At 70.6% G+C, this 26,715-nt stretch carries 26 protein-coding genes and 2 pseudogenes; 15 read left to right on the forward strand and 13 right to left on the reverse strand.

The window, feature by feature from the left end; genetic code table 11:
• Nucleotides 1-23: 23 nt before the first annotated feature.
• The 3 genes from QF027_RS47675 (at nucleotide 24) to QF027_RS47685 (ending at nucleotide 5,660) form a co-directional block, all read left to right on the forward strand.
• Nucleotides 24-3,701, forward strand: coding sequence for a S8 family serine peptidase (locus QF027_RS47675; protein ID WP_307081885.1), 3,678 nt, complete (start codon nucleotides 24-26; stop codon nucleotides 3,699-3,701).
• A 97-nt stretch (nucleotides 3,702-3,798) separates the two neighbouring features.
• Nucleotides 3,799-4,800, forward strand: a complete 1,002-nt coding sequence (locus QF027_RS47680) for a helix-turn-helix transcriptional regulator (protein WP_306972599.1) — start codon at nucleotides 3,799-3,801, stop codon at nucleotides 4,798-4,800.
• A 233-nt stretch (nucleotides 4,801-5,033) separates the two neighbouring features.
• The gene (locus tag QF027_RS47685) at nucleotides 5,034-5,660 is read left to right on the forward strand and encodes a hypothetical protein (protein ID WP_307081887.1); all 627 of its coding nucleotides are present in this window, start codon (nucleotides 5,034-5,036) and stop codon (nucleotides 5,658-5,660) included.
• A gap of 95 nt (nucleotides 5,661-5,755) precedes the next feature.
• On the opposite strand, the gene QF027_RS47690 is transcribed toward QF027_RS47685, so the two are convergent.
• The 9 genes and pseudogenes from QF027_RS47690 to QF027_RS47730 all read right to left on the reverse strand — a co-directional run bounded on the left by QF027_RS47690 (nucleotide 5,756) and on the right by QF027_RS47730 (nucleotide 12,682).
• A complete protein-coding gene (locus tag QF027_RS47690; protein ID WP_307081889.1) occupies nucleotides 5,756-6,547 on the reverse strand; it encodes a COG4705 family protein in 792 nt (263 codons plus the stop codon).
• A 220-nt stretch (nucleotides 6,548-6,767) separates the two neighbouring features.
• Nucleotides 6,768-7,436 carry a response regulator gene (locus QF027_RS47695; RefSeq protein WP_307081891.1) on the reverse strand — a complete coding sequence of 223 codons (669 nt, stop codon included), beginning with the start codon at nucleotides 7,434-7,436 and terminating at the stop codon, nucleotides 6,768-6,770.
• Nucleotides 7,433-8,722: a sensor histidine kinase gene (locus QF027_RS47700; RefSeq protein ID WP_307081893.1), complete on the reverse strand. Its 1,290-nt coding sequence runs from the start codon at nucleotides 8,720-8,722 to the stop codon at nucleotides 7,433-7,435. Before QF027_RS47700 ends, QF027_RS47695 begins: the two co-directional genes overlap by 4 nt.
• Nucleotides 8,723-8,749: 27 nt before the next feature.
• Nucleotides 8,750-9,589, reverse strand: coding sequence for an ABC transporter permease (locus tag QF027_RS47705; RefSeq protein ID WP_306972591.1), 840 nt, complete (start codon nucleotides 9,587-9,589; stop codon nucleotides 8,750-8,752).
• Nucleotides 9,586-10,533 carry an ABC transporter ATP-binding protein gene (locus tag QF027_RS47710; RefSeq protein ID WP_306972590.1) on the reverse strand — a complete coding sequence of 316 codons (948 nt, stop codon included), beginning with the start codon at nucleotides 10,531-10,533 and terminating at the stop codon, nucleotides 9,586-9,588. Before QF027_RS47710 ends, QF027_RS47705 begins: the two co-directional genes overlap by 4 nt.
• A gap of 126 nt (nucleotides 10,534-10,659) precedes the next feature.
• Nucleotides 10,660-10,869: a hypothetical protein gene (locus tag QF027_RS47715; RefSeq protein WP_306986851.1), complete on the reverse strand. Its 210-nt coding sequence runs from the start codon at nucleotides 10,867-10,869 to the stop codon at nucleotides 10,660-10,662.
• A 311-nt stretch (nucleotides 10,870-11,180) separates the two neighbouring features.
• Nucleotides 11,181-11,288 (reverse strand): annotated as a pseudogene (locus QF027_RS47720) (M56 family metallopeptidase); the annotation flags it as partial.
• A gap of 93 nt (nucleotides 11,289-11,381) precedes the next feature.
• On the reverse strand, nucleotides 11,382-12,314 hold the full coding sequence (locus tag QF027_RS47725; RefSeq protein WP_307081895.1) for a M48 family metalloprotease: 933 nt from the start codon (nucleotides 12,312-12,314) through the stop codon (nucleotides 11,382-11,384).
• Entirely contained in the window at nucleotides 12,314-12,682 is a 369-nt protein-coding gene (locus QF027_RS47730; RefSeq protein WP_306972588.1) for a BlaI/MecI/CopY family transcriptional regulator, read from the reverse strand. The genes QF027_RS47725 and QF027_RS47730 overlap by 1 nt, the downstream gene beginning before the upstream one ends.
• Nucleotides 12,683-12,781: 99 nt before the next feature.
• Between QF027_RS47730 and QF027_RS47735 the strand changes: the two genes are divergently transcribed.
• The 4 genes and pseudogenes from QF027_RS47735 to QF027_RS47750 all read left to right on the forward strand — a co-directional run.
• Entirely contained in the window at nucleotides 12,782-13,468 is a 687-nt protein-coding gene (locus QF027_RS47735) for a DedA family protein (protein WP_307081897.1), read from the forward strand.
• Nucleotides 13,465-14,070: a phosphatase PAP2 family protein gene (locus QF027_RS47740; protein WP_307081899.1), complete on the forward strand. Its 606-nt coding sequence runs from the start codon at nucleotides 13,465-13,467 to the stop codon at nucleotides 14,068-14,070. Before QF027_RS47735 ends, QF027_RS47740 begins: the two co-directional genes overlap by 4 nt.
• Nucleotides 14,067-14,795, forward strand: a complete 729-nt coding sequence (locus tag QF027_RS47745) for a phosphatase PAP2 family protein (protein ID WP_307081901.1) — start codon at nucleotides 14,067-14,069, stop codon at nucleotides 14,793-14,795. The genes QF027_RS47740 and QF027_RS47745 overlap by 4 nt, the downstream gene beginning before the upstream one ends.
• Nucleotides 14,749-15,040, forward strand: a pseudogene (locus QF027_RS47750) (response regulator transcription factor); the annotation flags it as partial. The gene QF027_RS47745 and the pseudogene QF027_RS47750, both read left to right, overlap by 47 nt.
• Before the next feature lie 204 nt (nucleotides 15,041-15,244).
• Here the strand turns inward: QF027_RS47750 and QF027_RS47755 are convergent.
• Complete coding sequence (locus QF027_RS47755) at nucleotides 15,245-16,120, reverse strand: LysR family transcriptional regulator (RefSeq protein ID WP_306972583.1); 876 nt, start codon at nucleotides 16,118-16,120, stop codon at nucleotides 15,245-15,247.
• Between the two features lie 122 nt (nucleotides 16,121-16,242).
• On the opposite strand from QF027_RS47755, the gene QF027_RS47760 reads away from it, so the two are divergent.
• The 3 genes from QF027_RS47760 to QF027_RS49915 all read left to right on the forward strand — a co-directional run bounded on the left by QF027_RS47760 (nucleotide 16,243) and on the right by QF027_RS49915 (nucleotide 17,992).
• Nucleotides 16,243-17,241 carry an NADP-dependent oxidoreductase gene (locus tag QF027_RS47760; protein WP_307081903.1) on the forward strand — a complete coding sequence of 333 codons (999 nt, stop codon included), beginning with the start codon at nucleotides 16,243-16,245 and terminating at the stop codon, nucleotides 17,239-17,241.
• Complete coding sequence (locus QF027_RS47765) at nucleotides 17,238-17,453, forward strand: nuclear transport factor 2 family protein (protein ID WP_307081905.1); 216 nt, start codon at nucleotides 17,238-17,240, stop codon at nucleotides 17,451-17,453. The genes QF027_RS47760 and QF027_RS47765 overlap by 4 nt, the downstream gene beginning before the upstream one ends.
• 272 nt (nucleotides 17,454-17,725) lie before the next feature.
• Nucleotides 17,726-17,992, forward strand: coding sequence for a MaoC/PaaZ C-terminal domain-containing protein (locus QF027_RS49915; protein WP_373431987.1), 267 nt, complete (start codon nucleotides 17,726-17,728; stop codon nucleotides 17,990-17,992).
• Between the two features lie 127 nt (nucleotides 17,993-18,119).
• Here the strand turns inward: QF027_RS49915 and dgoD are convergent, their stop codons facing one another.
• The 3 genes from dgoD to QF027_RS47785 form a co-directional block, all read right to left on the reverse strand.
• The gene (gene dgoD / locus QF027_RS47775) at nucleotides 18,120-19,265 is read right to left on the reverse strand and encodes a galactonate dehydratase (protein WP_306972578.1); all 1,146 of its coding nucleotides are present in this window, start codon (nucleotides 19,263-19,265) and stop codon (nucleotides 18,120-18,122) included.
• 189 nt (nucleotides 19,266-19,454) lie between these two features.
• On the reverse strand, nucleotides 19,455-20,222 hold the full coding sequence (locus tag QF027_RS47780) for an SDR family NAD(P)-dependent oxidoreductase (RefSeq protein WP_306972576.1): 768 nt from the start codon (nucleotides 20,220-20,222) through the stop codon (nucleotides 19,455-19,457).
• Nucleotides 20,219-21,268 carry a LacI family DNA-binding transcriptional regulator gene (locus QF027_RS47785; protein WP_307081907.1) on the reverse strand — a complete coding sequence of 350 codons (1,050 nt, stop codon included), beginning with the start codon at nucleotides 21,266-21,268 and terminating at the stop codon, nucleotides 20,219-20,221. Before QF027_RS47785 ends, QF027_RS47780 begins: the two co-directional genes overlap by 4 nt.
• 647 nt (nucleotides 21,269-21,915) lie before the next feature.
• On the opposite strand from QF027_RS47785, the gene QF027_RS47790 reads away from it, so the two are divergent.
• The 5 genes from QF027_RS47790 to QF027_RS47810 all read left to right on the forward strand — a co-directional run bounded on the left by QF027_RS47790 (nucleotide 21,916) and on the right by QF027_RS47810 (nucleotide 26,711).
• On the forward strand, nucleotides 21,916-23,115 hold the full coding sequence (locus QF027_RS47790) for an extracellular solute-binding protein (RefSeq protein ID WP_306972572.1): 1,200 nt from the start codon (nucleotides 21,916-21,918) through the stop codon (nucleotides 23,113-23,115).
• A complete protein-coding gene (locus QF027_RS47795; protein WP_307081909.1) occupies nucleotides 23,112-24,155 on the forward strand; it encodes a carbohydrate ABC transporter permease in 1,044 nt (347 codons plus the stop codon). Before QF027_RS47790 ends, QF027_RS47795 begins: the two co-directional genes overlap by 4 nt.
• Entirely contained in the window at nucleotides 24,155-24,976 is an 822-nt protein-coding gene (locus QF027_RS47800) for a carbohydrate ABC transporter permease (RefSeq protein WP_306972568.1), read from the forward strand. Before QF027_RS47795 ends, QF027_RS47800 begins: the two co-directional genes overlap by 1 nt.
• A 98-nt stretch (nucleotides 24,977-25,074) precedes the next feature.
• Nucleotides 25,075-25,746: a bifunctional 4-hydroxy-2-oxoglutarate aldolase/2-dehydro-3-deoxy-phosphogluconate aldolase gene (locus QF027_RS47805; RefSeq protein WP_306972567.1), complete on the forward strand. Its 672-nt coding sequence runs from the start codon at nucleotides 25,075-25,077 to the stop codon at nucleotides 25,744-25,746.
• The gene (locus tag QF027_RS47810) at nucleotides 25,743-26,711 is read left to right on the forward strand and encodes a sugar kinase (protein WP_307081911.1); all 969 of its coding nucleotides are present in this window, start codon (nucleotides 25,743-25,745) and stop codon (nucleotides 26,709-26,711) included. Before QF027_RS47805 ends, QF027_RS47810 begins: the two co-directional genes overlap by 4 nt.
• The last annotated feature ends 4 nt before the right edge of the window (nucleotides 26,712-26,715 follow it).

The raw sequence follows: 26,715 nt of genomic DNA on the forward strand, positions 1-26,715 counted from the left end.
GCGTTCAGGGGAGGACGCCACCCATGCGAAGACTCCACGCCCTCGGGGTAGTGGCAGGAGCGGCAGGACTACTCACGGGCGCGATCACGCCCGCAGCGGCCGGTTCCGGACCGCGGGTCACCGCACCGGACGCCCCGCCCGTGCGGAGCAGCGCCGAGACCGCAGCCGCGAAGACGCAGACCGTCACCCTCATCACCGGCGACACCGTGTCGCTCAGCGTCGGCCCGGGCGGCAAGTACGCCGTCGACGTCCAGCGCGGCAAGGGCCGGGAGGCTGCCACCTTCGTGTCGAGCGAGAAGGACGGCGAGGTCAGTGTGCTGCCGGCGGACGCGATCCCGCTGCTGAAGGCGGGCCGCCTCGACCCGGCCCTGTTCAACGTCACCCAGCTGGTGAAGCAGGGATACGCGGACGCGAGGACCGGCACCACCCCGGTGATCGCGACGTACACGAAGGGCAGCGAGACCCCGGACGGCGCGCGCCGGACGCTCGCGCTGCCCACGATCGACGGTGCCGCGCTGAGCGCGAAGAAGTCGCCCGCCTTCTGGGCCGACATCGCCCCCGCACTGGGCACCGACCCCACGGCGAAGGCCGCGAAGCGGCTCGGCGAGGGCATCGACAAGATCTGGCTCGACGGCAAGGTGGAGGCATCGCTCGATGTGAGCGTGCCGCAGATCGGCGCGCCCCAGGTGTGGAAGTCGGGCTACGACGGCAAGGGCGTCAAGGTCGCCGTCCTGGACACGGGCGTGGACGCCGGTCACCCGGATCTCGCCGGGAAGATCGGTGAGACGAAGAGCTTCGTGCCGGACCAGGCGGTGCAGGACGGCCACGGCCACGGCACCCATGTGGCGTCCACGATCGTCGGCTCGGGTGCTGCGTCGGAAGGCAGGCGCAAGGGTGTGGCGCCGGGCGCGGACCTGCTGATCGGCAAGGTGCTGAACAACGCGGGCCAGGGCCAGGACTCCTGGATCATCGCGGGCATGGAGTGGGCGGCGCGTTCCGGCGCGAAGATCGTGTCGATGTCGCTGGGCGGCACAGCTTCGGGTCCCTCGGACGTGCTGAGTGAGACGGTCGATGAGTTGTCCGCGTCCACCGGCACCCTCTTCGTGATCGCCGCGGGCAACTCCGGCCCGTCCGAGCAGACCGTCGGCACCCCGGGCATCGCCGACTCGGCGCTGACGGTGGGTGCGGTGGACAAGTCCGACAAGCTGGCGTCGTTCTCGAGCCGGGGGCCACGCATCGGCGACTTCGCGGTCAAGCCCGAGATCACCGCACCGGGCGCGGCCATCACCGCGGCCCGCGCGGCCGGTACCACCATGGGCACGCCGGTCGACGACTACTACACGACGTCGAGCGGTACGTCGATGGCCACCCCGCATGTCGCGGGCGCCGCGGCGCTGGTCGCGCAGGCCCATCCGGACTGGACGGGCCAGCAGATCAAGCAGGCGCTGGCGACCACCGCGAAGACGAACACCGTCAACTCCGTGTTCGAGCAGGGCGACGGCCGGGTCGACGCCGTGGGGGCTGTCCACCAGGGCGTCTTCGCGACGCCGACCCTGAGCTTCGGCACGTACGAGCAGGACGACACCGAGGCCGACAGCAAGGACATCACCTACACCAACACCACCGACAAGGCGGTGGAGTTGAAGGTCTCTTCGTCGCTCCCCGACGCCGCCCCGAACGCGGACACCGTGACCGTCCCGGCGAAGGGCACCGCCACCGTCTCGGTCACCGTCGACCCCGCCGAAGAGGCGACGGGCCGGTACACGGGCCACATCACCGCGAGCGCCGACGGCGTCCAGGTCACCACCGCCGTCGGCTTCGAGAAGCTGGCGAAGACCTACGACCTGAAGCTGTCGCTGGTGGGCCGGGACGGCAAGCCGTCCACCGGGGCGTCGATCTTCATGCTGCAGGAACTCAACGGCGCGTACCCGGACACGTACGGGTTCCTCGGCAGCGGCTACACCTTCAAGGTGCCCGCCGGTACGTACAACGTGGCGTCCTGGATTTCGAAGCGGGACGCCGCCGGACTGGAGGTCACCACCTCGGTCGTCGGCGACCCGGAGGTCAAGGTCGACAAGAACACAGAGGTCGTCCTCGACGCCCGCACGGCCGTCGAGATCAAGCCGAAGACCAAGGAGGACTCCGAGTTCCAGGGCTTCAGCACCAACTGGCACCGGGAGGGCCCGGGCAGCACCTGGGGCATGACCTACACCCAGGGCTGGTGGACCGACCACGTCTACGTGGCGCCCACCGAGAAGGTCACCGAAGGCATGTTCGAGTTCTCCTCGAAGTTCCGTCTGTACGCCAAGGAGCTGACGGCGAGCGTCACCAGCCCCGAGAAGTACGCGCTGCCCCTCGACTACGCACAGACGTCCAGCGGCTTCCCGGTGAAGATCAACGGTGACCGCTCGGTCCGGGCGGTGGACGCGGGCAGCGGCACGGCGGCCGACTTCGCGGGCCTCGACGTCAAGGGCAAGGTGGCTGTCGTCCGGGTGGGCGCCGGGGCGACGGCGGACGAGGCACTGGCCAACGCGACCACGGCCGGGGCCGGTTACGTCCTCGCCTACCACGAGACGCCCGGGTACTGGATCTCCTGGGTGAAGAGCGCGACCATCCCGCTGATGACCGCCACCGGCGAGGACGGTGCGAAGCTCGGGGCCCTGCTCAAGAGCGGGAAGAAGGTCAACCTGAAGCTGAAGGGCACCGCGGTCAGCCCGTACGTGTACAGCGTGATGTTCCCGCAGACGGACGCCGTGTCGGCCAACCAGACGTACCACCTGAACAGCTCCAACACCGTGAAGCAGACGGTTCGCTACCACGCGGGCCGGGCCGGCCAGGTAGGTAAGGACGCCGTGTACCGGTTCCGTCCCTGGCAGGCCGCCGACATCGCGACCACCAACAACGTGCAACTCGGCACGGAGCGCACCGAGTACTACAACGTCTCCGACAGCCGGATCTGGCACGCCGTCTATCCGGACACGAACGCCATCAAGGCTCAGTGGAACGCCCTGCGGACCTTCGACAAGGCGGGCAAGCTGCCCGCCGAGGACTGGCTGCGTCAGGTCGTGCGCCCCGCGACCAGTCAGCAGTACGGCCTCTCCCAGCGCACCGGTGACAAACTCACCTTCGCGATCCCGGAGACGAGCGACTCGGCGCTGGAGCACTACGGGTCGGTGGACAACGTCCAGGACCTCGCGAAGGGCACGTTGTACAAGGACGGACAGCTGGTCGGCGACACCGCACTCGGCGGACTCGGTACCTTCGATGTCCCCGTGGCGCAGGCCTCCTACCGTCTCGTGCTCGACGCCCGGCGCACGGCCGGCTGGGCGGCGTACTCCACCGCCACCCACACCGAATGGTCCTTCGCCTCGGCGCACACGGACCAGCGGACGGCGCTGCCACTGCTCTCGGTCGACTACGGCGTGGACGGGCTCGACCTCCTCAACCGCGTCGACCGCAAGCACAAGGCGGAACTTGGACTCGCCGTGCGCACTCAGTCCGGCAACGCCACGGCCGCCGAACTGAAGGCTTGGGTCTCCTACGACGACGGTACGTCCTGGAAGGAGGTGAAGGTGAAACGCGGCGAGCTGGAACTCACACACCCGAAGAGCGCCACGTTCGTGTCGCTGCGCGTCCGGGCCGCTGACCGGAACGGCAACGCGGTCGACCAGACCGTACTGCGGGCGTTCGGGCTGAAATAGGCGGCTCGAAACAGGTGACCTGAAGTGATCGGCCTGAAGCCAACGGTGTCCCAGGCCTGTCAACGGCATTAACAAAGATCGCCTACCGTGTCGAGCCATGGTGGACAGGGGATACGACACGGCAGACCAGACCCCCGCCGCGAGCCCCTGGGCCGCGGTGGGGGTCTCCGCGTTCGACGAGCTGCTGTACCAGGCGGTGCTCAACCAACCCGACGCCGGCACGGTCGGCTGGGCGTTGCTGACCGGTGCCTCCCCGGCCCGGGTCCGCGAGGCCTGCGACCGGCTGCTCACGCTGGGGTTGCTGCAACCACCGGACTCCATGGGCGGGTTGCGGGCGGTCGACCCCCGGGTGGCGATCCGCGGGCTGATACGGCGGCGCGAGACGGAGTCCGAGCTGCTGGCCGCCACCGCCGAGGAGTTGGCGACCGCGTACGAGGCGGGACTGCTGCGCGAGGAGCCGTCCCGGCTGGTCGAGGTGGCCTCCGGTGAGGGCGCCATCGCGGCGCGCCTGGAGGAGATGTACGCGCGCGCAGAACACGAGGTGTGCCTCTTCGACACACCGCCGTATCTTGCCCCAGCCGCTCCGCAGGTGAATCTCCAAGCCGATCTGCTCAGCCGCGGGATCGTCTCACGCGGGATCTACGCGGCGACCGGCTTGGAGGATCCGAAGGTGCTGTCCCGCGCCTTCAGGATGGTGGAACTGGGCGAACAGGCCCGGGTGTTGCCGTCCGTGCCGCTTAAGCTGCTGGTGGTCGACGGATGCCGGGCACTGTTGCCGCTGACCGCCTCCGCGGCCGGCGGCTACTGTGCCGTCGTGGTGTGGCACTCGGCGGTGACCGAGGCCCTGCAGAAGCTCTTTGAGCTGGCCTGGCAGCAGGCGACGCCTCTGGGGCAGGCGGCCGAAGAGGGTGACCTCTCCGAGAGCGAGAGGACGTTGACCCGGCTGCTGGCGGCCGGAATGAAGGACGAGGCGGTGGCTCGCCATCTGGGGGTGAGTCTGCGGACCCTGCGGCGGCGAGTGAGTGAGCTGCAGGAGCGGCTGGGTGCGGCGAGCAGGTTCCAGCTGGGAATGCGGGCTTCCCAACGCGGCTGGGTGTAGGGCCGCAACAGCCCTGATGCCGCAGCAGGCCCTATTACCGCGACAGGCACTCGTGCCGAATTCCGCTTTCGGTGGGTATAGCTGCAGTTGGCGGGGCAGGTGCGGGTACTCGGGGTCAAGTGCTGGGGCATGGTGCTGCGGGGACGGCCGGGCTGTGACGAGGGCGAGCAAGCGGTGGTCCGCCGTCTGGCGTCGGCGAGAAAAGCGCCGAAGGTGCTGGTGGAGCGTTGCCGATGGTGGAACTGGGCTGGGACGGATGGCTGGTCCCGCAGATCGCCGACGAGCTGAGGTGGGATCTGGGCGGGCAGGCCGCAAACGAAGGATCGCCGAGGCCGAACTCTCCCGGATCATCGGACCGGTCAGGCAGGACCAGCCCGGCCGGCTCGATCCAGCCGTCGAATGACATGTGGGCGCCCGACGAGGCCGGACCGGCGGAGTGGACCCTGGACGCACTGGCCGCCGACGCTCAGAAACTGGGCATCGAGGTGGGCCGTTCCCAAGTGCGCAGGATCTTTCTGGCACAGGGGTCCGCTGGCGCCGCACCCGCGCCTGGACCCGGTCGAGGACCCCGGTTTCGACGGAAAGGGACGCGGATCATCGAGCTCTGCACCAGCCCGCCCTGCGGCGCGACGGTGGTCTGCGCCGACGAGCTCGGCCCGGTGATCCCGCGCACCTTCCAGCCGGGACCGGGCTGGTCGCCGGACGGACACCGCATAAAGAAGTGGGTGGGTCTGGCCGGCCTTTGTACCTCACCGCCGTCACCGGCAGTCCATGACGATCAGTGCGGCTTCCCCGGGCAATGCCGCCCGCCCGGGCTGACGGCCGTTCAGTCGTTGGCTCGGCGCGCGGTCTTTTCCTGACCCACCGGCACGAACAGACACCACGTCCCTCGACGCCACCATGCCCGGACTGAGTCGCCGCCTGACCGAGGCGGCGACTCGGCATCACTGCGGCATCAGGGCAGGGGAGTCCTCTGGACGTCCTTCCGGGAGGCGGCGAGGTAGGCGACGAAGCCGAGGATGGCGACGGTCCAGGACAGGGTGACGGGTCCGAGGCCCAGGTTGAGTCCGCCCCGGCTGTGGCTGACGGCCATCCAGTCGGCGATCGAGGCGCCGAGGGGGCGGGTGATGACGTAGGCGGACCAGAAGGCCGTCACCGCGTTCAGGCTGCCCCGGTGGTGGGCGAGGGCCGGGACAGCGATCGCGGCGGCGTACAGGACGGCGGAGCCCAGGTAGCCGAGTCCGACCGAGGCGGTGAGGTCGCCCGCGGCGGTGCCCAGCGCGAACGTGGCCAGCACGGCGGCCCAGTAGAAGGTCTCGCGGCGGCGGGTGTGGATGCTGTGGATGGACAAGGTGCGTTCGCCGCGGTACCAGAGGGCGAAGACGGCGGCCAGCGCGGCCAGGAAGAGCGGGGTCGAGAGGATGTACGGCACGCCGAGGCCGACGTGCAGGACGTCGGCGGCCATGGTGCCGAACACGCTGACCATGACGATCGCCGTCCAGTAGATCCAGGCCACGTATCGGCGGACCGTGAACTGCACCGCCAGTGCGGCCGCCAGGGCCACACCGCCGAGGCCGACCGCCGGGATCGGGCCGAGGAGGTGGGCGAGCCAGTCCGATGCCGTTTCGCCCATCCCGGTGGTCAGCACTTTGATGATCCAGAAGTAGACGGTCACCTCCGGCACCTTGCTCGCCGCGTGACGTATGTGGCCCGCGGGCCGGTTGTGAGTGAGGTGATCTGTCGTCATGGCAGGCACGATGGCATGGCGCCCGGCCGTTGCCCCAGCCCCCTTTGCCAGAGTTTTGGCGCTTCTGGCACTCGAGTTGGCCAAGATTCGCCCGGACCTGAACACAGCCTGAACGCCGAGGCCGACGGACTGGTCAGCGGCGTGCGAACGGTGGTAACGGGGATCCTCTGGCAGTCCTCACGGGCGGGAAGCGAGCCTGCCTGGCCGTCCGCTCCTCGGTTCAGTCCGCGGTGGGCCGGGCGAGGCCGTGGTCGTAGGCGAAGATCACGGCCTGGATGCGGTCACGGGCTCCGATCTTGGCCAGAACGCGGCCGACGTGGGTCTTGACGGTGGACTCGGACAGCACGAACCGGGCGGCGATCTCGCCGTTGGTCCAGCCCTTGCCGACGGCGACGAGGATCTCCCGTTCGCGGTCGGTGAGGGAGCCGAGCCTCGGATCCTCGGCGGAGCCACCCCGGTGGGCGGGGACGTACCGGGCGTACTCGTCCAGGAGGCGGCGGGTGAGGGCGGGCGCGATGACGGCGTCGCCGACGGCGACCGCGCGGATGCCCGCGAGAAGTTCTTCGGGGCGTGCGTCCTTGAGGAGGAAGCCGCTGGCGCCGGCCCGGATGGCGGCGTGGACGTACTCGTCGAGGTCGAAGGTGGTGAGCACCAGGACGCGCGAGCGGCCGCCGGCGGCGACGATGCGGCGGGTGGCCTCGATGCCGTCCATGCCAGGCATGCGGACGTCCATCAGGATGACGTCGGGGCGCAGTTCGGCGGCCTTGCGGACGGCCTCGGCGCCGTGGGCGGCCTCACCGACGACGTCGGTCTCGGGGACGGAGTCGAGAAGCAGGTGGAAGCCGTAGCGTTGCAGCGGCTGGTCGTCCACGATGAGCACGGTGGTCATCGGTCAGCACCGCTTTGGGGTGTGAGGTCGAGGACGGCCTCGACGTTCCATCCTCCGGCGGCCGTCGGTCCCGCGCTGACGGTGCCGTCGTAGAGAGCCGCTCGTTCCCGCATGCCCACCAGGCCGTGTCCTTCCTCGTTCGGTGGTCCGGGGGGTGTGGCCGGGCCGGTGTCCTTGACCCGGATGGTCAGCCGACTGTCCTCGACGAGGATCGCCAGATACACGCGGGTGCCGGTGTCGGAGTGCTTCAGGGTGTTGGTGAGTGCTTCCTGGACGATGCGGTACACCGTCAGCTGCACCCCGCCGTCCAGGGCGTCCACGTCGCCGGAGGTCCGGTAGACGACCTCCAGTCCGGCGGCGCGCACCGTGGCGCACAGCGCTTCGATGTCCGCGATGCCGGGCTGCGGGCTGAGTTCGGGCCTGTCCGGGGGACCGTCCGCGGTCTCGCGCAGCACGCCGAGTACGCGTCGCAGCTCGCCGAGGGCCTGACGGCCGGTGTCGCCGATGAGACGCAGGGCCTCCTTGCCGCGTTCGGGTGCGATGTCCGTGGCGTAGGCGCCGGCGTCGGCGAGCGTGATGATGACGGACAGGTTGTGGCCGACGATGTCGTGCATCTCGCGGGCGACACGGGTGCGTTCGGTGGCCGTGGCCAGCCTGCTGCGCTGGTCGCGTTCAATCTCCAGCCGGGCGGCTCGCTCCCGCAGTCCGGCGAGCTGGGCCCGGCGGATCCGGACCATCATGCCGAGCGCCAGGGCCGCGGTCGCCGTGCTCAGCAGGAAGAACAGCGCGTCCCAGACGGACACCGCTGCCGACACGCGGACGGCGACCAGTGCCATGGCGCCCGCCATGGCCGCACAGGCCCAGGGCAGTTGGCGCAGCCGCCCGTGCAGGGCCAGGCTGTAGAGGGCGACGAAGAGGGCGACGTCCGCGCGCAGCGGGGTGTTGAGGGACCACTGGAGGACGAACACCGCGGCTATGGCGCCGAAGGCAACCACGGGCTTTCGCCGCCGCCACAACAGCGGCAGCACCAGGCCGGCCTGCAAGGCGAGCGTCCCCGCCACGGGCAACTGGGTGAAGGCGAGCCGGAACCGGCGCGGACCGTCGCCGTCGCCGTCACCGACGCCGTCGTGGAGCAGGTCGGGCAGGCAGAACATCAGGAAGACCAGGACGACGACCGCGGTGTCCAGCACCCAGGGATGTGTCCGGTCGGCATGCCGCAGCCGCTGGCCGCCCCGGGACAGTCGGGCGACCAGCGGTGCCATCCCGCTGAGGTCATCGGTGGTCACGGACGTCACCTGTCCATGGTGCGGGCGTCAGACGTCGCTGCGCGCGAGCCGGTACGCCGCACCGCCCAGCGCCAGCGCCGTCCAGCACAGGAAGACCAGCAGCCCGGCGCCCGGCGACAGGGTCGTGGAGTCATGGGTCAGGGCGAACATCGCCTGCCCCGCGTTGGACGGCAGGTAGGGGCTGATGTCGTCCTGCCAGGAGCTCGGCAGCAGAGAGATCAGTCCCGGGATCAGCATCAGGCCGGCCACCAGCACCGAGATCCCGCCGGCCACTGACCGCAGCAGCGCGCCCAGGGCGGCACCGATCACCCCGACCAGGCCGAGGTAGAGCCCCGCGCCCAGCAGGCTGCGTACGACTCCGGCGTGCGTCAGGCCCATCGCGGCGGGCGTGCCGGAGACAATGCCGCTGCCGAAGCCGAAGGCGACGAACGCACCGAGGGTGCCGACCACCAGTGCGACCAGCCCGAACACGGCTGCCTTGGACCACAGCACGGGCAGCCGGCGCGGTACCGCCGTGAGCGTCGAGCGGATCATGCCCGTCGAGTACTCGCCCGCGGTGACCAGCACGCCGAGTACGCCCAGGGCCAGCTGGGCGAAGTTCGTACCGAAGAGGGACAGGCTGACGGCCGTCGCATCGGCGAAATCCCGGTCGGTGTGGCCGGAGTTGATCCCCGACTTGTAGTGGCTCGCGGAAATCAGGCCGAAGGCGACCAGGAAGAGCAGGCCGAGGCCCAGGGTGATCCAGGTCGAGCGCAGGGACCACAGCTTGGCCCACTCCGAGGAGAGCACCCGTCGTCCGGTCACCCGGTAGACGGGGCGGGTGGGTGTGGTCCGGGGTTCCTCGGCGGTTGCGGTGGGGGTGCTCATGCGGGCCTCCCGGCGGCCTCGAGGGTCTCGATGCCGGTCGTGGAGCCGTGGTACTCCACGGCATCCCTGGTCAGATCCATGAACGCCTCCTCCAGCGACACGGTCCGCGCGCTCAGCTCGAACAAGGCGATTCCGTGCTCGGCCGCTTTCAACCCGATCTCGCGGGCGGTCAGCCCGGTCACCTGGAGCTCCTCGGAGCCGATCCGGCCGGTGACGTCGACGCCCGGCCCGGCCAGCACGTCCCGCAGCCGCGCCGGGTCCTGCGTCACCACCTTCACGGTGTCCCCGCCCGCCTCGCGGATCAGGTCCGCGACGGTGGTGTCGGCCAGCAGCCGGCCGCGCCCCACGACGATCAGGTGGTCCGCCACCAGGGCCATCTCGCCCATCAGGTGGGAGGACACGAACACCGTCCGCCCTTCGTCGGCGAGTCCCTTGAGCAGGTTGCGGATCCAGAGCACGCCCTCCGGGTCCAGCCCGTTGACCGGCTCGTCCAGCATCACCGTCTGCGGATCGCCCAGCAGCGCCGCGGCGATGCCCAGCCGCTGGCCCATCCCGAGGGAGAAGGCACCGGCCCGCTTCTTCGCCACGCTGCCCAGTCCGGCGAGGTCGATGACCTCGTCGACCCGGCGGCCCGGAATTCCGTGGGTCAGCGCGAGGGCCCTGAGGTGGTTGTACGCCGAGCGGCCCGGGTGGATCGACTTCGCCTCCAGGAGCGCGCCGACCTCCTGGAGCGGTGCCTGGTGGCGGGCGTAGTGGCTGCCGTTCACGGTGACGGAACCGCTCGTCGGGGCGTCGAGGCCGACGATCATGCGCATGGTCGTGGACTTGCCCGCGCCGTTGGGCCCCAGGAAACCGGTCACCGTGCCCGGCTTCACCACGAAGTCCAGCCCGTCGACGGCCGTCTTGTCGCCGTACCGCTTGGTCAGCTGCCGTGCGTCGATCATTCGCGCTCTTTCTCTCGGCCTGTGGCGTCCGCGCCTGCGACGCCTCACCGGCAACGCTAAGCGCCGGATCACCCGATCCGGTGGTACCGAGAGGCTGAAACCCGAGCGGCGTGTAGTACCGCGGTACTACACGTCTACCTGCGGTGTCTTTTGTGGTTGTCGGCTCCGCGGTGGTCGCAGCAGGCGTCCGGCCGCCGCGGGGAGTGACGCGCCCGCGCTGCGCCCTGCGTCGGCGGCGCACTGTGCCCGCTCCGCGCTCTCGACCAGGCTCTCGCGGTCCGAGGCGGCGTTGGCCGGGCCGGCGCAGCACAGGGTGAGCAGAAGGGTGCCCGCCACGAACGACAGGGTGCGGCGCGGGGAGGCGGGCCGGCAGGGCCCGTGCCCGTTGGGGCACCGCCCCGCCGGTTGCGGCCAGGGCAGCGGGGCGGGATGCGCCGGCGGAGGTGAGCCGCCCGCCCGACGGCGCGGGCGACGACCGTACGGCTGTCGACGTGGGCCGCGGCCTCCTCGTCGGCCCGTCGATCCAGTACGAACCCGCCTGCCTCTGCCGGCGGTCGCATCAGCGGATTGACGGCAGCCGTGAGTCGCAAGACAGCCCGCAGGAGGTGATGGCGGCAACGGAGAGGGGCCCGCTCGTGCGCCAGGAGGGCCTCGCGTTCTCCGTCTCCGAGGCAGCGCAGCATTCCGCGGGAGACCACGATTCGTCCTGGGGTGCCGGGCAGCGCGAACGCCTGCGGAGTCTCGTCGTCGAGCACGACGCGCCGTTCGAGGGCAGTACCGGACAGCTGCCATCGTTTCCCCGCATAGGCCTGGGCCGGTCCCGCCTCGCCTGAGCGTGCCGGAAGCGGTCAGCGGGGCTCTTCGCCCTGGGCGACCTCGACGTCGTGGTGGAAGGCGATGGCGCCGGTCGTCGCGGCGGTCGCGGACAGGGCGGTGCAGGCGGCGAGGAGGAGGGCGACCCAGCCCACCGATCGCCGAGAGTGGCCCGCTGGAGCGGTGAGAAGGGCCGCTACGCGCTGGGGTACCGGGCCGGCGGTCGCTGCGGGAGCGAAGTCCGGGCGGGTGGAGCGCGCGGCCTGGCCGGCGAGGGCGGCGCGGGCGATGGCGCGGGCCAGGATGCGGCGGTCACCCATGGCGGCGGCCGCTGCTTCGTCGGCGGCGCGTTCCACGGCCAGCCGGATGGTGGCGCGGGCGGGGCGCAGTGCGGGGTGGCAGTGGGCGGCGAGTTCGGCGGCGGCCAGGAAGTAATGGTGGCCGCCCTGGTTGTGGGCGCGCTCGTGGGCGAAGAGGGCCTCGCGCTCGTCCGGGCCGAGGCTGCGCAGCATGGCGGTGGTGACGACGATGCGGTGCGGACGGCCGGGCAGGGCGTACGCGTCCGGCTCGGGCGAGTCGACCACGCACAGATCGCCCGCGGCGGGCCGTCGGTCGGCCTCGGTGCGGGCGGTGCGGAAGGCGCGCGTCTGGCGCAGGGCCGAACGTGCGAGGGTCCAGGCGCCGATGGTGAGCAGGCCGGTGGCGATCGCGGCCGCGGGCAGGACCAGGTAGCCCGTCGGCGTGCGCAGGGGGTGGACGAGTTCACCGAGCTCCGCGAACGCCGGCAGCTTGAGCAGTCCGGTCAGGACGAGGGTGCCCAGGACGGCCACGCAGGCGCCCGCCAGCACCAGGGCAGCTGCGGTGAGCGCCCACAGAGCGGTGCCGGGAGCCAGCCGGTCGAGGGTTCGCCGGGCGAGCGGCGGCATCACGAAGGGCAGCAGGAGCGGAATCAGCAGCAGGGCGGTCATCAATCGTCGGCCTCCAGCAGCTGGCGCAGAAGCTGTTCATCGTCCGGATTGAGCTGGGCGACGAAGCGGGCCAGGACGGTCTCCCGGTCACTGTCGCGGTCGAGCTCGGTATGCATGCGCCGGGCGGTGAGGCCCTGGGCGTCCTGCACGGGGTAGTAGGCGTAGCCGCGCCCTTGCGGGCGGCGGTCGACGACGCCCTTGTCGTGCAGGCGGGACAGGATCGTCGTCACCGTGGTGCGGGCCAGATCGGAGGCGAGTTCGGCCTGTACCTCACCTGGAGTGAGGGCCGCCTCGGCGGCCCACAGGGCGGCCATGACGGCGGCTTCCAGCTCCCCGGCCGGTCGGCGTTCGTCCTTCGCGTCGGTCATGGGAACGATCCTCACCCCATCGTCGTCTACAGTTCAGTAGACCGTCTACAGAATTGTAGTCACTCGGGTGGCGCCTTCGCGCGCCCCAGCACATCCAGTATGAGAGGGCCCGCGTCCGTGATCGCACCCTTCCTCGCAGCCTCACAGCTTGCGGTGAATGTTCTCAGTCCGCAGTCCCTCCTGGCCGCCTTCGGTGTGCTGGGGGTCGGTGTGGCGATGTTCGCGGAAACCGGGCTGCTGATCGGCTTCTTCCTGCCCGGTGACTCCCTGCTGTTCACGGCGGGGCTGCTGTGTACGGGAAGCGGTCAGCACGGGGTGAAGCTGTCGCTCGCCCCCTTGCTGGTGGCCGCGGCCATGGGTGCTCTTGCCGGTGCGCAGTGCGGCTATCTGCTCGGAGGGAAGGCCGGCGGGGCCCTGCTGGCGCGCAGCCGCTCGGCTCGCCTGCGTGAAGGGGCGCAGCGGGCCGAGGAGCTGCTGGAGCGGTACGGGCATGCGAAAGCGATTGTGCTGGCGCGGTTCGTGCCGGTGGTACGTACGGTGCTCAATCCGATGGCGGGCGCACTGGGTGTTCCGGTGCGGACGTTCACCGTGTGGCAGGTGGCCGGCGGGCTCGTGTGGAGCTTGGGACTGACGCTGGGCGGATACGCGCTGGGCTCCTCCATCCCCGATGTGGACCGCTATCTGCTGCCCATGGTCGCCGTGGTCGTGGCCGTGTCGTTGATTCCGCTCGCCGCCGAGCTGTACCGCTCGCACCGCGCCGCCAAGGCGAAGGAGGCACGCGGATGATCCTCGCCTTCGACGGCTCCTCGATCGACGGCTCCGCCTACACCGACGTCGTGGACCTCGCGCACCGGTCGCCCGGCTGGCTGGACGACGTCGTGGCGGCCTGGTCGACGTACGGTCTGGCGGTGTTCGCCGCGCTGATGGCCGTGGCCTGGTGGCGGGCGCGGCGGGTGGGCCCGGCTGCCGCGGTGACCGCGCTGGCCGTTCCGGTGATCGTCGTCGCCGCATATGGGGTGAACGACGTGCTGAAGCTGCTGGCACGCGAGGACCGGCCCTGTCAGAGCCTACGGGTGATCACGCTGGAGGCGTGTCCGGCGCCGGGTGACTGGTCCTTCCCCAGCAATCACACGGCCATCGCCGCCGCGGCCGCCATGGCCCTGCTCTTCGTCTCCCGTCGGCTCGGCGCCGTCACGGCCGTGGCCGCCTGCGCCATGGCGGCTTCCCGGGTCTGGGTCGGCGCGCACTATCCGCACGACGTGGCAGCAGGAATGATCGTCGGAGCCCTCGTCGCGGCGCTCGCGATGGTCATGCTGCGCCGCCGACCCGATCCGCTGGTCCGGTGGATCACCGGCACGCGTCTGCGCCTGCTGGTACTGGCGTCATGAAGCGCGGCGACCTCGGCGAGCTGGCCGGCAGTGTCGCCCTGGGGGCGTGGACGGCCTTCGGTGTCCTGACGATGGCCGTGATCGGGGACGGGCAGCCGTTGTACGGCGACGAGGACCTGGTGTCCTGGTCCGTCGCGCACCGCCCGGACGTGGCGGTGGCGCTGGCCCATGGCCTGACCGCCACCGGCACCGGCTTCATCCCGTACGTCCTCGCCGTACTGGCAGCGACCATCGCCGGACGTACTCTGCGCCGGCGGGCCGTCGCCGCCGCGCTCTGCCTCGCCTGCCTCGGAGTGGGGCAGGTGGCGCGGTACGGCGTGATGGCGCTCGTCGCCCGGCCCCGCCCCACCCGAGTGGACTGGGCCACACACGCCTCGGGGTGGGCGTTTCCCTCCGGCCACACGGCCACGGCCGCGATCGCCGCCGGACTGCTCGTCATCGCCGTGTACACACGCTCCCCGCCCGGCAGGACCCTGCTCGCCCTCGCGGTCGGCTGCTGGGGCGCGCTCGTCGGACTGACCCGCGTCTACCTCGGGGTGCACTGGTTCACCGATGTCGTCGGCGGCTGGCTGTTCGCCCTCGGCTGGCTCGGGCTGTGCCTGTGCGCCGCTGCCTGGTGGCTGCCCGAAGGGTTCATCACAGGTACCACGGACACAGACCCAGTGCCGACGGAGGACCATGCGCCACAAGATCCTGGTCGTCGAGGACGATCACGCCCTGCGTGACGTCTGCTGCGCGGCCTGCGCGACGAGGACTTCGCCCCGTGCCTGCCCCGGACGGCGCCACCGCCCTGCGGCTGGCCACGGGTGACATCGCCGCGGCCGTCCTGGACGTCGGGCTGCCCGACGCGGACGGCCGGGACGTGTGCCAGGCGATGCGGGCCAACGGATACCTCTCTCCGGTCATCTTCCTGACCGCCCATCACCGGTTCACTGACCGGCTGTCCGGGTTCTCCGCCGGGGGCGACGACTAAGCACGGCGACCGTCGCCACCGCGCTGGACCTCACCCCCTACCGGAGTTCGGCAACCACCCTCCGAGCTTCAGGGTCCGGGCGAACGGGTCACCGGCGGTCTCGCCTGACCCCGAGCGAGACCGGCAGATGCGCGACGAACACGGCCCGCGCGTGAGCACGGCTTGGTGCGGTTCAGTGCCGAGCGGGTTGGCTGGTCCCGGTCAGGCTGCCGGAGCGGTCAGGGCGACCTTGGCCGCCAGCCGGAGATTCCTGATCATCGGATTCGGGTCGCCCTTGCGGCTGACCAGGACAACCTGGCTGGGGGGAGCGCCCTCGATCGGGACGGTGACGAGGTCGGGACGCAGGGAGCTACGCCGATCGCCGACCGGTAGCACGGCGATCGCCCTGCCGCTCGCCACGAGTTCGAGCTTGTCCTCGTAGCTCTCGATCGGCGGCACGTCGGCCCCGAGGATCCGGTAGGAAGTCCAGTCCGCGGTCTCGAACGCGCACGGCGCCGCCTCCTCGCCGGCCAGTTCTTCCGCGGTCACCGACGCGCGGTCGGCCAAGGGATGGCCGCGCGGGACCGCGAGCATCCGGGGCTCCTCGTACAGCGGGGTGGTGAACACGTCGCCGGCGGCGAGCGGCAGCGGGGCCCGCGCGATCAGGGCGTCGACGCGCTTGTCGGACAGCGCTCCGACGTCGCGGCAGCTCAGGTACCGGGTGGCGATCTCGGCGTCCGGGTGACGGCGGCGCAGTTCCCGTACGGCGGCGGTGATCACCAGGTCTTCGACGTAGCCGATGGCGATGCGTTCGGTCTCGGCTTGTTCACGCACGACCAGCTCGGCCTGGCGGGCGGCCTGCAGCAGGGCTTGGGCCTGAGGGAGGAACCTCTGGCCGGCCGGAGTGAGCCGGGTGCCCTGAGGTACGCGGTCCAGCAGTCGTGCGCCGAGATACTTCTCGAGCCGTTGGATCTGGCGGCTCAGCGCCGGCTGGGCCACGTGCAGGTCGGCAGCGGCCCGTCCGAAGTGCTGGTGCGCCGCCACCACGGTGAAGTAGCGCACCAGCCGCAGTTCCAGGTCCTGTCCGAGATCGTTCACCCTTCCAGCGTACGTGTCATGCCGTTTCGGAATGACGAGGTTGCCGAACCGGTCTTGGACGGCCGCGCCGTCCTGGGCCTTGACTGAAGGAGCAACGTTTCCCCAAGAAAGCGACAGACGCGATGAAGGCGATCCAGTTCCACGAAGCGGGCGGACCGGAAGTTTTGCAGTATGACGAGGTGCCGGTTCCCGAGATCGGCCCCGGCGAGGTGCTCGTCCGCGTGCACGCGGCGGGCATCAACCCGCCGGACTGGTACCTGCGTGAGGGGATGAAGGTCATGCCGGCCGAGATGAGGCCGGCGCTGGAGTTCCCCCTGATCCCCGGAACCGACATGTCGGGCGTGGTCCAGGCGGTCGCTCCGGATGTGCTGGGGTTCGCCGTCGGAGACGAGGTCTTCGGCATGCTGCGGTTCCCCGGATTCGACGGCCGGACGTATGCCGAGTACGTGGCCGCGCCGGCTTCGGACCTGGCTCACAAGCCTGCCGGTATCGACCACGTGCAGGCGGCCGGGGCACCGATGGCCGTGCTGACGGCCTGGCAGTACCTGGTTGATCTCGGCCACGACGTGCCGTCTCCTTTCACCGGCCGGGTGCACCAGCCGGTGCCGATCACGCCAGGGATGACCGTGCTGGTCAACGGGGCCGCCGGTGGAGTGGGCCACTTCGCGGTGCAGTTGGCGAAATGGAAGGGGGCACACGTCATCGCGGTGGCCTCGGGCCGGCACGAGCAGTTTCTGCGCAAGCTCGGCGCCGATGAGTTCATCGACTACACCAGGACGCAGGCCGCGGACGTGGTCAGCGGTGTCGACCTGGTGATCGACACCGTCGGTGGCCCGGACAGCTCACGCTTCCTGACCGTGCTCAAGCGCGGCGGCACCATGCTTCCGGTGTTCTTCGCCCAGTACGACCCGGAAGAGACAGCGAGTCGGGGCATCACGGTCTCGAACATTCAGGTGCGTTCGAACGGCCCCCAGCTCGCCGAGATCGGGCGCCTGCTCGACGAGGGCAAGCTCCAGGTCGGCGTGGACAGCACCTACCCGCTCCCCGAGGCGGGCAGCGCACACACGCGAGCCGCGCAGGGGCACATCCAAGGCAAGATCGTGCTGACGGTGGTCTCGTGATCGCCGAACTCCAGCAGGCGGTGGCGAACTACGCCCACGCCCTGGACGAGCTGAACATGCCCGAGCTGGAAGCGGTCCTGACCGAAGACACCACCTGGACCTTCACGATGCCCGGACAGGGAGTGCTCGGCCCCGTCACCGGACGTGCGGCGGCTGGCGATGCGACGTCGCTCTCGAGGCCTACGAGGAGGCCCTCGAGCCCAAGAAGCTGATCCTTGTTCCCGGTGGCCACTGGGACCCTTACCGTAGCCAGTTCGAACGTGCCGGCACGGGAGCGCTCGGCTGGTTCCGGGAGCATCTTCAGGCGTAGGGCAAGGTGTGTTCGCCGAGTCATGGCGCCCGAGCGGACATCCTCCAGCCTGGTGTTGGCCGGCGCCACCTTGATGGCCGGACATCTCCCGCCGACGCCGTGCGACGACATGAAGAAGTGCCACGGCCGCGACGGACTGGGGAGGGCGGTCGGCACCGTGCCGGGCCGCAGCCAGTGGGACACCATCACTCAGACGACCATGACCGGTTCGCCGACGTCACCGGCGACCGGCAGTGGATCCCCGTCGACCCCGAGAAGGCGGCGAAGGGCCCCTGCGGCACCACGGTGGCCCACGGCTACCTGGCGCAGTCCCTCACCGCGGTGCTGCTTGCCGACCCCGTGGCGGCGGACATTGCGGCCCCCGCCGCGGGCCGCCGCCGTCGGGGACTCGGTCGCGCCCGGGTTCGTAGGCGCGGCTCACTTGTTCGCACACCTTGTTGATGTGCATGGCACCTGTGGCTGTTCGGTGTAGGCCACAAGACGACTCCGGGACCGGGGGCTTGGCGGGTGGGTGGCGCGGGGCCGGAGGCCGCGTGATGCGGCCGTCCGGCCGGGGCCTGCCCCTGGGCTACCAGGCGGCCAGTGAGCCGTCTGTGTTGCGCCAGACCGGGTTGCGCCAGCGGTGGCCGCGTTCGGCGGCGGCGCGGACCGCGTCCTCGTCGATGGTGATGCCCAGACCGGGCGCGGTCGGGCGGTCGATGTAGCCGTCGCGGAACGTGAAGGGCGTGGTGTCGGCGAGGTAGTCCAGCAGCCCGCTGCTGTCGCCGTAGCCGATGCCCAGTGCCTGTTCCTGGATGAGGAAGTTGGGGATCGCGAAGTCGAGTTGCAGGCTGGCCGCGAGGGCGATCGGGCCGAGCGGGCAGTGCGGGGCCACCATGACGTCGTACGCCTCGGCCATCGCGGCGATCCGGCGGGTCTCGGAGATTCCGCCGGCGTGGCTGATATCGGGCTGGGCCACGGCGATGCCGTCGGAGAGCACGGAGCGGAAGTCCCAGCGGGAGTAGAGCCGTTCGCCGGTGGCGATGGGGATGGAGGTGGAGCGCACCACGGCGCCGAGGTCCCGGGAGAACTCGGGCAGCACGGGCTCTTCGACGAAGAGCGGCAGGAGCGGCTCCAGGAGGGGCAGTACGCGGCGGGACATCGCCCCGCTGAACCGGCCGTGGAAGTCCAGGGCCAGGTCGCGCTCCGGCCCGATGGCCTCGCGGACCGCGGCCACCCCGTCGACGATGGCGTTGATGGCGGCAGGTGTGGCGAGCGGTTCCAGCTGGCCGCAGGGGTTCAGCTTGACCGCCGTCATGCCCTTGGCGACCTGTTCGGCCGCCGACTCGGCCAGTTCCTCGGGGGTTTCGCCACCGACCCAGCCGTAGACGCGCACCCGGTCGCGTACGTGGCCGCCGAGGAGCTGGTGGACCGGGACGCCGTGGGTCTTGCCCGCGATGTCCCACAGGGCCTGGTCGATTCCGGCCAGGGCGCTGTTCAGGACGACGCCGCCGCGATAGAAGCCGCTCTTGGCGAGGACCTGCCAGTGCTCCTCGATCCGGGCCGGGTCCTGGCCGACCAGGTAGTCGAACATCTCCTCGACACAGCGGGCGACGGTGTGGGCCTTGCCCTCGACTATGGGCTCGCCCCAGCCGGAGACGCCCTCGTCGGTGTCGATGCGGAGGAAGAGCCAGCGCGGTTCGACGAGGAAGAGCTCGTATCCAGTGATCTTCATGGGGTGCGTCTCCGGGTTCTGTGTTCTGTGCTGTGTACGGCCCAGAGCCGGCGGCTCCCCGCGCGGAGGGGGAGGGGCGGGTCCGGGGAAGGGGTGCGGGCGTCCATGCGGCGGGGGCCGTCCGCCGGGGTGCGGCGGTGTCGGACGGGCACGGCGGTTGGCCGCCCGGTATGGGCGAGGCCCGGCGGCCTACTCCTGGGAGCTGATGCTGCGGCCACCGTCCACGAGGAGGTTTTGTCCTGTGATGAAGGAGGCGTCCTCGGAGGCGAGGAAGGCCACCGCTGCGGCGATGTCCTCGGGGGCGCCCAGCCTGCCGACAGGTGTGCGCCCGATGGTCTGCACCTTGTACTCCGGGGGCGCCTGGGCCCACAGGGCGGTGACCACGGCTCCGGGCAGGACGGCGTTGAACCTGATCTGTCCGCCGTACTCGACGGCCAGCTGGCGCACGAGCGCGTCGATTCCGCCCTTGGCCGCCGCGTACGCCGGGAAGCCCTTGAAGCCGACGGCCGCGTGGACGGACGAGGTGATCACCACCGCGCCCCTGGCCGTCCTGAGCAGTGGCACCGCGGCCCGGACGCCGTAGAACACCGAGTCGAGGGAGAGCCGCAGCTGGTCGTGCCAGGCGGCGTCGTCGAGTTCGTGTGCCGCTCCCGGCAGGTTGCGACCGGCGTTGAGGTGGAGTACGTCGAGCCGTCCGGTCCAGGACTCGGCCTCGGCGACGGCCTGCGCCCACTCCGTCGGCGAGGTGACGTCCAAAGGCAGGTCGCGTGCCCGGCCGCCCTCGGCGCGGATCTCCTCGGCGACGCGATGGGCGCCCTTGACGTCCACGTCGGTGACGAGAACGGACGCTCCCTCCGCCGCCAGTCGGCGGGCGGTGGCCGCCCCGATCCCGGAGGCGGCCGCGGTGAGCAGGGCCGTACGGCCGGTGAAACGTGCCGGTGCGGCGGCGACGGTCATGGCGTTCCTTCTGGTCGTGCTGGTCTGGCCGTGGAGCCGCGCAGCACCAGCCGCGGCTCGGTCGGTACGACGACGTCTCCCGCCGGCTTGCCCTCGATGGTGGCCACCAGTGCGTCCACCGCGGCGGTTCCCAGCTCGTGCAGGGGCATCGCGACGGTGGTCAGCGGGGGATGGAGGTGCGCGGCCACGGGCAGGTCGTCGTTGCCGACCACGGAGACGTCCTCCGGGATCCTGAGGCCGAGGTCCCTGATCGCCGCCATGGCGCCTATCGCCTGGGCGAGCGAGCTGGTGTAGAGGGCGGTGACCGGTGGCCGCCCGTCGCCGTCAGCGGGGCACAGCAGTGCCCGCGCCGCGGACCCGCCGCCGTCCTCGGTGAACTCCCCGGACGCGACCGGAGCCGCGTCCAGCCCCAGCGTGTCGGCGTGCCGCAGGAACGCCTCCTTGCGGACCTCGCTGGGCGTGATCCCGGAAGGGCCCGCGATGTGTCCGACCACTCGGTGGCCGAGGCCGTGCAGGTGGTCGAGCGCGGTCACGCTGGAGCGGGCGACGTCCATGGTGATGTTGCGGCCGGAGCCCTTGACCGATCGGTTGAGGAAGACGTGCGGGATCGCGCTGCGGCTCAGCGCGTCCAGCAGGAGATGGCCTGGGCGGGCCGAGGCGATGAGCAGCCCGTCGACCCTGCCCTCCTGTACCAGGTCGTGGAAGGACTCGTCTGCTTCCTGCCCGTCGAAGTCCTCGGCCAGCAGGGAGAGATAGCCCAGTTCGCGGGCCCGCTGGTAGGCGCCGCGGGCGATGGTGACGTACGTGGGGTTGGCGAGGGCGGGGATCAGCAGGGCCAGCGCGTGGGTGCTTGCACCGGCCAGAGCCCGGGCTCCGGAGTGCGGCCGGTAGCCGAGTGCCTCGGCGGCCTCATGGACGCGCCGACGCGTCTCCGGCCGTACGGACAGGTCCTGTCGGCCGTTGAGCACCTTGGACACGGTGGCCTTGGAGACCCCGGCCGCGTGGGCCACATCCACGAGCCTGGCCCGGACGGGCTGTTCCGGCACGTGCTCCCCCTCTCCAGTGGGCGTTGCCCGGTCCGCGCTGCTGCGGACAGAGACGACGCGTTTTTGCCTCTTGACACCTTCTGGCGACGCAACCTAACGTTCGCGAAAGTTTCAGTCAACCGGTTTCCTCGGACGGGAATAAGCGACAAGTCCGAGCAGAGCCCTAGAAACAGGTCATACCGAAACAGCAAGATATCGGCCACAGTTGACCGCAAGTCAATTGGGCCGGGAGCCGCCCCCGGGCTCGCCGCACACGCGACCACCGTCGCATCCGCGGTCTCCAGCCACCGGTGTGTGTACCCGTCCACGCAGACGGATGCGCTTGGTCCCGGGTGCCTTGCACCACCGTCGAGCGAGCCGGTGTTCCACCGCCGCCGCGCTCTCCCTTTCGCTTCCCCACGGCAGCCCCTCCTGCCGCCATGCCCCCCGTCGCACGTCCCCGCAGCCGCCGTACGCCTCGCACTCGCGTACGTCCCGCACGAAAGGCCATCGGCATGCTCATGTCAACGTCGACATCCCTTGACAGGCGACGCTTCCTCGCCGTCTCCACCGGAACCGCGCTCGCCGCGACCGGTCTGTCTGCCTGCGCCGGCACCGCCGGTAACAGCACAGGCGGATCAGGGAGCGGCAGGACGACGCTCACCGTGATGACGGTGCAGAACGAGTGGGACAAAAAGGCCCTCAAGGCCGCCGAAGACGCGCTGGGGATGAACCTCAACGTCATCATCTGGGACCCCACCAAGCTCAACGCCATGCTGGCTGCCAAGAACCCGCCGGACGTGGTCCGCGGCTTCGGCGCGACCGAGACCCCGTACTTCGCCGCCCGTGGCCTGATGACGGATCTGGACCCGTACTTCGCCAAGAGCTCGGCGCTGAAGGTCTCAGACCTCGACCCGGTCAACGACGTGTGGCGCTACGACGGCAAGAAGCAGGGCGCCGGACCCCGCTACGGCATGGCCAAGGACTACTCCCAGGACTCCATGTTCTGGTACCGCACCGACCTGTTCGAGGCCGCCAAGCTCGACGCGCCGAGCGCGACCGAGCCGATCTCCTGCGACGAGTGGCTGGATCTGGGCAAGAAGCTGGTCAAGCGCCGACTGGGCAAGGTGAAGGTGTACGGCCTGAACGCCACCGGCATGGGAGTCTTCCCGCAGCTCATGGGGATGACCGCGTCGGCCGGCGGCAGTCTGTTCGCCGAGGACCTGGCCACGGTGGACTTCTCTTCCCCCGAGGCGCTCAAGGCGCTGCGGTGGTACCTGGACTACGCGAAGGCCGACATCGGCCCGAGCGTCTCCAACCCCAACCCGGACGGCTGGGACGGCCCCACCTACCAGGCCAACCGCATGGCGATGAGCTGCAACGGCTACTGGTTCGGCGGGCTCATCGGCGGTGACCCCAAGCTCGCGGCAGTCTCCCGCTTCGCGCCCGCCCCGCAGCTCGGCAGCCACCGCGTCAGCTCCTGCTTCGGCGCCACCGGCTTCTGGATCCCGAGGGACGCCAAGAACAAGGAAGCGTCCTGGAAGTTCTTCGAGTGGTACTTCGGCGGCAAGCCCGCCCAGGAGCGTGCGGCGAGTGGCTGGGGCATTCCCTCCCTGACCTCGCTGCGCTCGAAGATGCCGCAGACCAGCGCCTTCCAGAAGCAGGCCTTCCAGGTACAGGAGAAGGAGCTGCCGCACTTCTCGGTGCTCAGCTTCACCCCGTACGCCCAGCAGGCCGCCCTGGAGGGCGTGCTGAGCAAGGTCCTGCCGGCTGCGCTGAAGTCCGGAACCTCGGCGGGCGTGGTCGCCGACACGCTCAACTCCCGGATGAACGAGCAGCTCGCCCAGGGCAAGGAGCTCGTGGGGTGAGCACCGAACAGATCACCGCGCCGGGCGCGCCGTCCCCCTCCGGGGAGACGGCCGCCCGGCCCGGGCCCGGCACCGGCGTGCGCGCCGACCGCAGGCGCAGCTCGCTGACCACCCGCCGCGCCTTCTCCTTCTACGCGTTCGCCGGACCCTGGGTGCTGGGCTTCCTCGCCCTGACGGCCTTCCCGCTCGGCTACGCGCTGTGGCTGAGCCTGACCAACTCCGACGGGCTGTCGAACAACTCCCACTTCGTGGGCCTGGCCAACTACCGGGAGGTCTTCACCGATCCGGAGACGCTGTCCTCGCTGGCCCGCACCGGCGTGTTCACCGCGATCTCCGTGCCGCTGACACTCGCCGCGGGGCTGCTGCTGGCGGTGCTGGTCAACCAGCCGATCCGGGCTCGAGGACTGTTCCGCACCCTGCTGTACCTGCCCGCGGTCGTCCCGCCGGTCGGCGCCGCCCTCACCTTCAAGCTGATCTTCGACCGGGACTCGGGCGCCGCCAACGGTTTCCTGGACGCCCTGCACATCGACGGTGTGAGCTGGCTGATGGACCCCTACGCCCGCTGGGTCCTGATCACCCTGACCCTCTGGGGCGCCGGCAACGCCATGATCGTCTCGCTGGCGGGGTTGCAGGACGTCCCCAAAGAGCTGTACGAGGCCGCGCGCATCGATGGGGCGAACACCTGGCAGACCTTCACCCGCATCACCCTGCCGCTGCTCTCCCCGGTGCTGTTCTTCCAGGTCGTCACCGGCATCATCGCCGCGGTGCAGAGCTTCCTGCCGCTGCTGATCTCCCTCGACCCCACCCCCAGAGGCGTCTCGGCCGTCCCCGAGGGCAACTACCTGTTCATGATCCACGTGTTCGCCCAGTACTTCGCCAACGGCCGCTACGGGTACGCCTCCGCGATGCTCTGGGTGCTGTTCCTGATCATCGTCCTGATCACCTTCCTGGTCTTCAAACTCAGCAGGGGCGCGGTCTTCTACGCCGTCGACCCGGAGCCGGACAAGCCGTCCCGGCCGCGCACGCTCGGAGGCAAGTGATGGTGTTCCGCCGCAGAAGTGCCGTGTACATGCTGCTCGTCGGCGCCCTCGTCCTGTTCCTGGGCCCGTTCGCCTGGCTGCTGGACACCGCCCTGAAGGCCCCCGGCGAGCTGCGCGCGCTGCCCATCCACTGGTGGCCGCACCACCCCAGCCTGAGCAACTTCCGGGACGCGCTGACCCAGATCGACTACTTCGGCTACGCCCGCAACTCCCTGACAATCGCCACCCTGTACGCCGTGCTGGTCACCATGGCCTCGGCGTGGGCGGGCTACGGCTTCGCCCGCCTCAACGCGCCCGGCAAGCGATTCATCTTCAACGTTCTGCTGTCGACGATGATGCTGCCGCAGATCCTCACCCTCATCCCGACCTATCTGCTGTTCGCCAAGCTGCACCTCACCAACACCTACGTGCCGTGGGTGCTGTGGGGTCTGTGCGGCGCCCCGTACCTGATCTTCCTGTTCCGGCAGTTCTTCTCGAACATGCCCAAGGAGCTGGAGGAGGCCGCGATCATCGACGGCTGCGGGCAGTTCCGTATCTTCTGGCGCATCTTCCTGCCGCAGTCCTGGCCTGTCATCGCCACCAGCCTGATCCTTTCCTTCAGCTGGACCTGGGGCGACTACATCGCGCCCGCCCTGCTGCTGGACGACGCCCACACCACGCTCGCGGTCAAACTCGCCTACGGCTACGTCAACGAGCACGGCTCGCCGCTGGGGAACCTGGTCGCCGCGGGCGCGGTGATGTACGTCGTCCCGGTGCTGGCACTGTTCCTGATCGTGCAGCGGGGCTTCGTCGCCGGCGTCGCCACCTCCGGCCTCAAGTGACCCACGTCTGAATCACGTTCACCAACGCACCTCGCTGCAAAGGAACTTCGCATGACCGACTCCCAGGCATCCGCCACGTCCCCTGCGGCGGTGGGGGCATGACAACGCGTCCCGCCCTCACCCCGCAACTCGCCGGGACCCGGGTCATGGCCATCCTCAGGTCGGCCGACGCCTCAGGGCTGCCCGCGGTGGCCCGAGCGCTCACGGCCGGCGGCGTCACCTGCCTGGAGGTCACCCTCACCACCGCCGGAGCGCTCGACGCGCTGACCCGCATCCGGGCGGAACTCGGCCCCGACGTCGCGGTCGGCGCCGGCACCGTGATCACCGGTGACCAGGCCAGGGACGCCCTGGCGGCGGGAGCGGAGTTCCTGGTCGCCCCCGTAGTGGACACCGCCGTCATCCGGCACTCGGCGGACCGTGGCATCCCGTGCTATCCGGGCGCCTGGACACCGACCGAGGCGTGCCAGGCGTGGCAGGCGGGCGCCGCCGCCGTCAAGCTGTTCCCCGCGAGCACGGGCGGCCCCGCCCACCTGCGCCGGCTACGAGCACCCCTGCCCGACATCCCGCTCGTCGCCGTCGGCGGTATCGGCCTCGACGAGGCACGGGACTACCTGGACGCGGGCGCCTGCGCGGTCGGCATCGGCTCCCCGCTGCTGCGCGGGGCGGACCGGGACCCGACTCCGCAGGCACTGGACGCCCTCACCACGAGGGCGCGCCACCTGCTGGACGCGGTAGGGGCCACCGTACGGGCCGGGGAGACGAGCACGTGAGCAACCTTTCGCCCCCGCCCCGCGAGCCCTATCTCGTCACCCTGGGTGACGTCCTCGCCGTCCTGGCTGCCCGGAACCCCGGCCCGTTCGCGCTCGGCACGACACTGCGCCTGGGGGTCGCCGGCGCCGAGTCCAATGTCGCCGTCGGCGTCAGCCGTCTCGGCGGATCCGCCACCTGGATCGGCCGGGTGGGCGACGACGAACTCGGCGACCTCGTCCTGCGGGAACTACGGGCCGAAGGGGTCACCACCGTCGCCGCGCGCGACCCCGCACCCACGTCCCTGCTGCTGAAGGAACGCCGCACTTCCACGCACAGCCGTACGCGCTACTACCGCACCCACACGGCCGGAGCCCGGCTGACCGCCGACGACATCCCCGAGCACCTCGTCGCGGGAGCCGCGGTCCTGCACATCACGGGCATCACCCCGGCACTCGGTGAGGGGCCCGCTGCGGCCGTGACCCGGGCCGTGGACATCGCCGTCGCTGCCGGAGTCACCATCTCCCTGGACGTCAACTTCCGATCACTGCTGTGGAGCGAGGCCGCGGCCCGCTCGATCCTGCGGCCCCTGCTCCGCAGGAGCGACGTGGTCTTCGCCGGACCGCACGAGGCCGCCCTCGTGGTGCCCGGCGCCGACGGACCGGAGGAACTCGCCAAGGGGATCTGCGACCTCGGACCCGCCGGAGCGGTGATCAAGCTGGGCGAGGAAGGCGCGTACGCCCTCCTCGACGGACAGCCCCACCGGCAGCCCGCCGTACCGGTCCGCGTCCACGACTCAGTGGGTGCGGGAGACGCGTTCGCCGCCGGGTACCTCGCCGAACTGCTCGCGGGGGAGCCCCCGGAGCGGCGGTTGCGGACCGCCGCCCTGCTCGGCGCCTTCGCGGTGAGCACCGCCGGCGACTGGGAGGGCCTTCCCCGGCGCTCCGAACTGGGACTGCTGGACCATCACGACGACATGGTCCGCTGAAACC

The organism is Streptomyces canus, assembly GCF_030816965.1.
In the GTDB taxonomy this organism is placed as follows: Bacteria; Actinomycetota; Actinomycetes; order Streptomycetales; family Streptomycetaceae; genus Streptomyces; species Streptomyces canus_E.

What these genes read in the sequence shown, in the direction of transcription:
- QF027_RS47675 (WP_307081885.1), top strand. Translation starts at nt 24, where the DNA reads ATGCGAAGACTCCACGCCCTCGGGGTAGTGGCAGGAGCGGCAGGACTA.
- QF027_RS47680 (WP_306972599.1), top strand. Translation starts at nt 3,799, where the DNA reads ATGGTGGACAGGGGATACGACACGGCAGACCAGACCCCCGCCGCGAGC.
- QF027_RS47685 (WP_307081887.1), top strand. Translation starts at nt 5,034, where the DNA reads ATGGTGGAACTGGGCTGGGACGGATGGCTGGTCCCGCAGATCGCCGAC.
- QF027_RS47690 (WP_307081889.1), bottom strand. Translation starts at nt 6,547, where the DNA reads ATGACGACAGATCACCTCACTCACAACCGGCCCGCGGGCCACATACGT.
- QF027_RS47695 (WP_307081891.1), bottom strand. Translation starts at nt 7,436, where the DNA reads ATGACCACCGTGCTCATCGTGGACGACCAGCCGCTGCAACGCTACGGC.
- QF027_RS47705 (WP_306972591.1), bottom strand. Translation starts at nt 9,589, where the DNA reads ATGAGCACCCCCACCGCAACCGCCGAGGAACCCCGGACCACACCCACC.
- QF027_RS47710 (WP_306972590.1), bottom strand. Translation starts at nt 10,533, where the DNA reads ATGATCGACGCACGGCAGCTGACCAAGCGGTACGGCGACAAGACGGCC.
- QF027_RS47725 (WP_307081895.1), bottom strand. Translation starts at nt 12,314, where the DNA reads ATGACCGCCCTGCTGCTGATTCCGCTCCTGCTGCCCTTCGTGATGCCG.
- QF027_RS47730 (WP_306972588.1), bottom strand. Translation starts at nt 12,682, where the DNA reads ATGACCGACGCGAAGGACGAACGCCGACCGGCCGGGGAGCTGGAAGCC.
- QF027_RS47735 (WP_307081897.1), top strand. Translation starts at nt 12,782, where the DNA reads ATGAGAGGGCCCGCGTCCGTGATCGCACCCTTCCTCGCAGCCTCACAG.
- QF027_RS47740 (WP_307081899.1), top strand. Translation starts at nt 13,465, where the DNA reads ATGATCCTCGCCTTCGACGGCTCCTCGATCGACGGCTCCGCCTACACC.
- QF027_RS47745 (WP_307081901.1), top strand. Translation starts at nt 14,067, where the DNA reads ATGAAGCGCGGCGACCTCGGCGAGCTGGCCGGCAGTGTCGCCCTGGGG.
- QF027_RS47760 (WP_307081903.1), top strand. Translation starts at nt 16,243, where the DNA reads ATGAAGGCGATCCAGTTCCACGAAGCGGGCGGACCGGAAGTTTTGCAG.
- dgoD (WP_306972578.1), bottom strand. Translation starts at nt 19,265, where the DNA reads ATGAAGATCACTGGATACGAGCTCTTCCTCGTCGAACCGCGCTGGCTC.
- QF027_RS47780 (WP_306972576.1), bottom strand. Translation starts at nt 20,222, where the DNA reads ATGACCGTCGCCGCCGCACCGGCACGTTTCACCGGCCGTACGGCCCTG.
- QF027_RS47790 (WP_306972572.1), top strand. Translation starts at nt 21,916, where the DNA reads ATGACGGTGCAGAACGAGTGGGACAAAAAGGCCCTCAAGGCCGCCGAA.
- QF027_RS47800 (WP_306972568.1), top strand. Translation starts at nt 24,155, where the DNA reads ATGGTGTTCCGCCGCAGAAGTGCCGTGTACATGCTGCTCGTCGGCGCC.
- QF027_RS47805 (WP_306972567.1), top strand. Translation starts at nt 25,075, where the DNA reads ATGACAACGCGTCCCGCCCTCACCCCGCAACTCGCCGGGACCCGGGTC.